Annotated in this window: 8 protein-coding genes; 5 read left to right on the forward strand and 3 right to left on the reverse strand. The window is 67.3% G+C overall.

What is annotated here, in order from left to right; translation table 11 throughout:
* Nucleotides 1-27 precede the first annotated feature (27 nt).
* A complete protein-coding gene (locus ACO6D5_RS12920) occupies nt 28-735 on the reverse strand; it encodes a phosphoglycolate phosphatase (RefSeq protein WP_485825601.1) in 708 nt (235 codons plus the stop codon).
* A gap of 13 nt (nt 736-748) precedes the next feature.
* Nucleotides 749-1,477 carry a ribulose-phosphate 3-epimerase gene (gene rpe, locus ACO6D5_RS12925; protein ID WP_315844907.1) on the reverse strand — a complete coding sequence of 243 codons (729 nt, stop codon included), beginning with the start codon at nt 1,475-1,477 and terminating at the stop codon, nt 749-751.
* Between the two features lie 127 nt (nt 1,478-1,604).
* Between rpe and apaG the strand changes: the two genes are divergently transcribed.
* The 5 genes from apaG to ACO6D5_RS12950 all read left to right on the forward strand — a co-directional run bounded on the left by apaG (nt 1,605) and on the right by ACO6D5_RS12950 (nt 6,449).
* Complete coding sequence (gene apaG, locus ACO6D5_RS12930; protein WP_046805616.1) at nt 1,605-1,979, forward strand: Co2+/Mg2+ efflux protein ApaG; 375 nt, start codon at nt 1,605-1,607, stop codon at nt 1,977-1,979.
* A gap of 36 nt (nt 1,980-2,015) precedes the next feature.
* Nucleotides 2,016-3,320 (forward strand): murein transglycosylase A, encoded by a 1,305-nt coding sequence (mltA, locus tag ACO6D5_RS12935; RefSeq protein ID WP_485825602.1) that lies wholly within the window; start codon nt 2,016-2,018, stop codon nt 3,318-3,320.
* On the forward strand, nt 3,317-4,486 hold the full coding sequence (locus ACO6D5_RS12940) for a UbiH/UbiF family hydroxylase (RefSeq protein WP_485825603.1): 1,170 nt from the start codon (nt 3,317-3,319) through the stop codon (nt 4,484-4,486). Before mltA ends, ACO6D5_RS12940 begins: the two co-directional genes overlap by 4 nt.
* 142 nt (nt 4,487-4,628) lie before the next feature.
* Nucleotides 4,629-5,429 carry a thioredoxin fold domain-containing protein gene (locus ACO6D5_RS12945; RefSeq protein WP_315844910.1) on the forward strand — a complete coding sequence of 267 codons (801 nt, stop codon included), beginning with the start codon at nt 4,629-4,631 and terminating at the stop codon, nt 5,427-5,429.
* 63 nt (nt 5,430-5,492) lie between these two features.
* Complete coding sequence (locus ACO6D5_RS12950; RefSeq protein ID WP_315844911.1) at nt 5,493-6,449, forward strand: NAD(P)-dependent oxidoreductase; 957 nt, start codon at nt 5,493-5,495, stop codon at nt 6,447-6,449.
* Between the two features lie 69 nt (nt 6,450-6,518).
* Here ACO6D5_RS12950 and ttcA read toward each other — a convergent pair.
* A partial coding sequence (gene ttcA / locus ACO6D5_RS12955; protein ID WP_485825604.1) for a tRNA 2-thiocytidine(32) synthetase TtcA occupies nt 6,519-7,442 on the reverse strand: 924 nt, incomplete at its 5' end.

The raw sequence follows: 7,442 nt of genomic DNA on the forward strand, positions 1-7,442 counted from the left end.
GGTTTGTCAGCTACCCCGGGCCCCGTTTCAGGAGGCGGTTTTCGCGGCGTTCTGGTTTTGGTTCCAGAGCGCCACCCACTGGGCGGCGTTGACAAGCGTGTCCACTATACCATCGACATCCAGCTCGCGCACGTCACGGCCTTCGTTGTAACCGTAAGGCACCACCAGGACCTGCGTGCCGGCCGTGCGGCCGGCTTGCGCGTCATTGATCGAGTCGCCGATGGTCACGGCTTCGGTCACCGCCACGCCCAGCAATTCGCAGGCGTGCAGCACCTGGTCGGGGTCGGGCTTGCGGCGCGCGCAGGTGTCGCCGCAGACAACGGCGTCGAAAAAGCCCGCCAGACCCGTGCGCTGCAACAGCGGCAGCGTGAATTCGGTGGGCTTGTTGGTGACGACGGCCAGCTTCAGGCCCTGGTCGCGCATGTGCTTCAAGCCGTCGATGACGCCGGGGTAGACCTGGGCGCGTTCGCCGTTGACCAGGTGGTAGTGGCGGTAGAAGGCTTCGCGGGCGCGGTCGAACTCGGCGGTCGAGGGATCGGCCGCGTCCAGGCTGCCCCCCAGGCTGCGGCGGACCAGGTTGTCCACGCCCTTGCCCACGAAAGTGGCCACCACGTCTTCGCGCAGCGCGGTCATGCCGAGCTCCACGCGCATGGCGTTGGCCGCGAAGGCCAGATCGGGGATGGAGTCCAGCAGGGTGCCGTCCAGGTCCAGCAGCGCAGCGCGGAAAGCGGTCATGTCGTCGTGATCCTTAGATGGCCGTGGTTTCGCCGATGGCGATCTGTTCGCGCATGGACGTGATGATGCCCGCGTAGTCGGGCTTGCCGAAGATGGCCGAGCCGGCCACGAACGTGTCGGCGCCCGCACGGCGGATTTCGGCGATGTTGTCGATTTTGACGCCGCCGTCCACCTGCAGCACGATTTCCTGGCCGCCGGCCTGCATCCAGGCGTCGATCCTCGCGCGCGCCTCGCGCAGCTTGGTCAGCGCGCCGGGGATGAAGCTCTGGCCGCCGAAGCCGGGGTTCACCGACATGATCAGGACCAGGTCGATCTTGTCCATGACGTAGTCCAGGTAGGTCAGCGGCGTGGCGGGGTTGAACACCAGGCCTGCCTTACAGCCGTTTTCGCGGATCAGGGACAGCGTGCGGTCCACGTGGCGGCTCGCGTCCGGGTGGAAGCTGATGTAGTCGGCGCCGGCCTTGGCGAACATCGGGACCAGGTCGTCCACCGGTTCGACCATCAGGTGCACGTCGATCGGCACCTGGACGTGGGGGCGGATCGCCGCGCACACCATCGGGCCGATGGTCAGGTTGGGGACATAGTGGTTGTCCATCACGTCCACGTGGATCCAGTCGGCGCCGGCGGCGACGACATTGCGGACTTCCTCGCCCAGGCGGGCGAAGTCAGCCGACAGGATGCTGGGGGTGATGCGGGTGGAAGCCGTGGAGGATGACATGATGTTCGGAGTCGGGGAGGGCATAATGTGCCATTATTGCAGTTTGAGGCGCGGTATCGGGAACAGCCCGGTTCCGCGGGTCCGAAAACTGCGTCTTGAAAGCGTCGGGCGCGTCATCCGGCCCCCGCGCCCCGCTACACAGGGAAGGACTGTGAAACCTTACGACCTGAGCGTCTCTGTCTCTCCGCGCTTCGTGCCTGAACAGTCCGATCCCGGCGAACAGCAATTCGTGTTTGCCTACACCGTGCGCATCACCAATACCGGGGAGCATCCCGCCCAGGTGATCAGCCGCCACTGGGTCATCACCGACGGCAACCAGCGCGTGCAGGAAGTGCGCGGACTGGGCATCGTGGGGCAGCAGCCCCTGCTGGCGCCCGGCGAGACCTTCGAATACACGAGCGGCTGTCCCCTGCCCACCCCGGTGGGCACGATGCGCGGCACCTACCACTGCGTCGGCGAGAACGGGATTCCGTTCGAAGTGCCGATCTCCGAATTCGTCCTGGCCATGCCGCGCACCTTGCACTGAATGGCCTGGCCCGTTGCCCCGTTTTCCTCTCTGCTCATGAAGCGCATTCTTAGCCTGTCCGTGCTGTCGGTCCTGCTGGCGGCATGTTCCACCCCCTCGGACGTTCCCCCTGAATCCGGCGAATCCGGCAGCCTGCCCGGCACGCGCGTTCCCGCAGCCGACGGCCCCTTGGTGGTGCCGCCGCTGTCGGCCCTGCCGGACACCCCGCCGCGCGCCCTGGCGGGCAAGTTCAAGGCCGGGACCTGGTCCGAAATGCCGGGCTGGTCCTCCGACGACCTGACGCAGTTCTGGCCGCTGTTCCTGCGCAATTGCCGCGGCCTGATGCGGCCCACCAGCGGCAACCTGGCCGCGCCCGCGCGCGCCACGCCGCGCGCCTGGCAGCCCGTGTGCGCCGCCGCGGTGGATCCGTCCCGGGCCCCGGCCGCAGGCGACGCCGAGGGCGTGCGCCGCTTCCTGCAGACCTATCTGCAGCCGTGGCGCCTGAACGCGGCCGACGGCAAGCCGGCCACCAACACCGTCACGGGCTATTACGAACCCCTGGTGCGAGGCTCGCGCCGCCAGGGCGGCAACCACCAGTGGCCGCTGTACGCCGTGCCGGCCGACCTGCTGACGATCGATCTGGGATCCATCTATCCCGACCTGGCGGGCAAGCGCGTGCGCGGCAAGCTCGACGGCAAGCGGGTCGTGCCCTACGACACCCGCGCCGCCATCGAGTCCTCGGGCCGCCGCCCGCCCGTCGTGGTGTGGGTGGACGACCCCGTGGACAACTTCTTTCTGCAGGTGCAGGGCTCGGGCCGCGTGCAGCTGACCGACGGCCCCGACGCCGGCAAGACCATCCGCGTGGCCTACGCCGACCACAACGGCCAGCCCTACGTGTCGATCGGCCGCTGGCTGATCGACCGCGGCGAGCTGACCGCCGATCAGGCGTCCATGCAGAACATCCGCGCCTGGGCGCAGCGCAATCCGAAACGCGTGCAGGAAATGCTGAACGCCAACCCGGCGGTCGTCTTCTTCCGCGAAGAGCCGGTCATCGACCCCGAACAGGGACCCAAAGGCGCCTACGCGATCCCGCTCGCGCCCAAGCGCTCGGTAGCGGTCGACGCCACCTTCGTGCCGCTGGGCACGCCGGTCTATCTGGCCACCACGCTCCCGGCCTCCGACCGGCCGCTGCAGCGGCTGGTGTTTGCCCAGGACACGGGCACGGCCATCCGCGGCGCCGCGCGCGCCGACTTCTACTGGGGTTACGGCGAAGAGGCCGGCCAGCAGGCGGGCCGCATGAAACAACGGGGCCAGATGTGGGTGCTGTGGCCCAAGCAAGCGGGGGAGCCCTCGGCAAGATGAGCCATCAAATCGTCGTTTGCGGGGCCGGCATCGTCGGCCTGTCCACCGCCCTGGCGCTGGCCCGCCGCGGCCAGCGCGTCGCCGTCCTGGCGCCGCGCACGTCGGTGCCGGCCGCCGATCCCAACCGCTACCACCCGCGCGTCTATGCCATTTCGCCCGCCAGCCAGCGCTTTCTGGCCGAGCTGGGCGTCTGGGACGCGATGCCCGCTTCCCGGCTGATGCCTGTGCAAGCCATGGAAATCCACGGCGATGCCGACGGGCAGGTCAACTTGAACGCCTGGCAGGCGGCCCTGCCGCAACTGGCCTGGATCGTGGAGTCCGGCGAAATCGAGCGCGTGCTGATCCAGGCCGTGCGGATGTTCGGCATCCCCTGGCTGGAAGACCGCTGCACGGGCTATCAAGGCGGCGCGGTCGATACCGAAAGCGGCACGCGCATCCAGGCCGAGCTGTTCGTCGGCGCTGACGGCGCGGCCTCGCCGCTGCGTACGGCGGCAGGCATGAAACACGACGCGGTGTCCTATGACGACACCGGCCTGGTCGTGCATCTGGACGCTGAACGCGCCCATCAGGGCACGGCCATCCAGTGGTTCCGCGACGACGGCGTGCTGGCCCTGTTGCCGCTGCCCGATACCGCGGACGGCCCGCAGGTGTCGATGGTCTGGTCCATGCGCACCGAACCGGCGCAGGCCTTGCTGGCGTTGCCCCCCGAAGAACAGGCCGCCAAGCTGGAAAGCCTGCTGGCCGAGGCCTCCGAAGGCCGCTTGGGCAAATTGAAAGTGCGCAGCAAGTTGCACGGCTTCCCGCTGACGCTGGAACGGGCCCAGATGGTGGCGCCCGGCATCGCGCTGGCCGGCGACGCCGCGCACCGCCTGCATCCGCTGGCGGGTCAGGGGCTGAACCTGGGCCTGGGCGACGTCGAGGCGCTGGCGCGCACGGTGGCGGGCCGCGAATCCTACCGCACGGCGGGCGACCTGCGGGTGCTGCACCGCTACCAGCGTGCGCGCGCCGAACCGGTGCTGGCCATGCGCCTGGCCACCGACGGCCTGCACAAGCTGTTCGCATCGCGCGCCACGCCGCTGGTGTGGCTGCGCAACGCGGGCATGCACTGGGTCGAAAAGGCGCCGCTGGTCAAGCGCCGCCTGATCGCCGGCGCATCGGCCAATTGAACCCCGTCGGGCATGCTTTTGGAACCTTGACGGGCGGCGGGAGTCTGACTGAGATCCGCGCTGCATCCGTTTCCCCTCCGGCCGGCCCCGCCGCGATGCGTTACGCTTGCCTCCAAAGAACACGATAAGTACAGGAGTACCGATGAAATTCCGCATCTCCGCCACCCTGGCGGCTTGTTTCCTGGCCGGTGGCCTGGGGTTGTCCGCCTCTGCGATGGCGCAAGCGCCCGCCAAGGGGGACAAGTCCGTGTCCACGCAGTCTGTCGGTCAGCCTGGCAAGGGTGAAAAAAGCGTGTCCACCACGCAGATCGACCCGGTGGCGGATGCCGTCAAGGAACGTTTCCAGCAGCGCTTCACCGGCATGGACGTGACGGCCGTGCGCCGCACGCCCTATGGCCTGTTCGAAGTGCAACTGGGCATGGACCTGATCTACACGGATGAAAAGGTCACCTGGGTCATGGAAGGACCGTTGATCGACGCCATGACGCGCCGCGACGTTACTCGCGAATCCCAGGAAAAGCTCAGCGCCGTCTCGTTCGACCAGCTGCCGCTGGATCTGGCCATCAAGCAGGTCAAGGGCGACGGTTCGCGCAAGGTCGCGATCTTCGAAGATCCCAATTGCGGCTATTGCAAGCAGTTGCGCAAGACCATGGAAGACCTGGACAACGTCACTGTCTATACCTTCATGTACCCGATCCTGTCGCCGGATTCCAAGGACAAGGTGCGCGACGTGTGGTGCGCCAAAGACCAGGGCAAGGCTTGGGACGACTGGATGGTGCGCGGCAAGAAGCCCGCCACCGCAAGCTGCGACGTGCCGGAAGACAAGCTGCTGGCCCTGGGCCACCAGTTGATGGTGCGCGGCACGCCCACGCTGTTCTTCGCCGATGGGTCGCGCGTCAGCGGCGCGATCCCGCTGGACCAACTCAAAGCCCGTTTGAACTGACCGGCGCCGCGCGCCGGCCGGGCAGGCTGGCGCGACAAGCGCCACGCCTCCCGGAGACAACACTTGAAAATCGCAATTCTCGACGATTACCACGACGTAGCCCGACGCTATGCGGATTGGACCTCGCTGGGCGGCGACGCCGAGGTCCAGATCTTCAACAACTTCATTCCGGACGAACAGGTCGAGGCCACGCTTGAGCCGTTCGACGTGATCGTGGCGATGCGCGAGCGCACGCCGTTCCCCGCCGAACGCATCCGCGCGCTGCCCAAGCTGCGCCTGTTGATCACGACCGGCATGCGCAACAACGCCATCGACATGCCCGCCTGCACCGCGCAGGGCATCGTCGTGTGCGGCGCGCCCGGCAGCGCCGACGCCAACACCGCCACGGCCGAGCTGGCCTGGGCGCACATCCTGGGCCTGTTCAAGCACCTGCCCGCCGAGGACGCGGCCATGCGCCGCGGCATGTGGCAAACCGCCATGCCCGAGCCGCTGGCCGGCAAGCGGCTGGGCGTGCTGGGCCTGGGCAAGCTGGGCGCCGCCGTGGCCAAGGTGGGCCAGGCGTTCGGCATGGACGTGGTGGCCTGGAGTCCCAACCTGACGGACGAGCGCGCCGAGGCCGCCGGCGTCAAGCGGGTGGACAAGCACGAGCTCTTCGCCACGTCCGACGTCGTCAGCCTGCACCTGATCCTGTCGGACCGCAGCCGCCATGTGGTGGACGCCGCCGCCTTGGCCGCGATGAAGCCGACCGCCTACCTGGTGAACACGTCGCGCGCCGGCCTGGTGGATAACGAAGCGCTGATGGACGCGCTGGTGAAGTTCCGCATTGCGGGCGCCGGCCTGGATGTCTATCCCGAAGAACCGCTGTCTCCCACCGACAGCGTGCGCGACCTGGACAACGTGATCCTGACCCCGCACCTGGGCTACGTCAGCCGCGAGAACTTCGAAGCGTTCTATCAAAATTCGCTGGAAGCCGTGAAGGCGTTCCAGGCGGGCAAGCCGATCCGGGTGTTGAACGCGTAAGCGCTGATGGGCTGAACGCAAAAAAAGGCCGCATGCATGCGGCCTTTTTTTTGTGCGCGACCCGTCGCATCAACTGCGCGTGAACATCACCTTCTTTTCGACGATCGCGCCCGGTTCCAGTGCTTCTGGCGTATCGCCGCAGGCATCGTCGCCGTCTTCGTCCGGATCCACGGCGTCAAACGCCGTGTCGCCGTTGGCGTCCGGCACGCCGGTGGGCTTCAGGCCGACAAAGTCGAACAGGTCGCGGTCCATCAGATGCGACGGCACCACGCGCGACAGCGCGTTGAACACGTTCCACGACCGGCCCGGATGCTGCTTGTCCCAGTCCTTGATCATCCGGCCCACTTCCTTGCGCTTCAGGTTTTCCTGGGAGCCGCAGAGGTTGCACGGGATGATGGGGAACTGCTTGAGCTCGGCGTAGGCGATCAGGTCCGTTTCGGCCACATAGGCCAGCGGGCGGATCACCGTGTGGCGGCCGTCGTCGGACACCAGCTTGGGCGGCATGCCCTTGGCCTTGCCCCCGTAGAACAGGTTCAGGAAGAACGTGGCCAGGATGTCGTCGCGGTGGTGGCCCAGCGCGATCTTGGTGGCGCCCAGCTCGGAGGCGACGCGGTACAGGATGCCGCGGCGCAGGCGCGAGCAGAGCGAGCACATCGTCTTGCCTTCTTCCAGCACGCGCGTGACGATGGAATACGTATCCTGCGTCTCGATGTGGAAGGGCACACCCAGTTCTTTCAGGTACTGGGGCAGGATGTGGTCGGGGAAGTCAGGCTGCTTCTGGTCCAGGTTCACCGCGATCAGTTCGAACTTGAACGGCGCGCGCTTTTGCAGCTGGAGCAGGATGTCCAGCATCGCGTAGGAATCCTTGCCGCCCGACAGGCAGACCATGACGCGGTCGCCTTCGCCGATCATGTTGTAGTCGGACAGCGCGCGCGTGGTCTCGCGGGCCAGGCGCTTGGTGAGCTTGTTGCCTTCGTAGCGGGCCTTCTCCGC

It is taken from the genome of Achromobacter sp. (assembly GCF_057314935.1).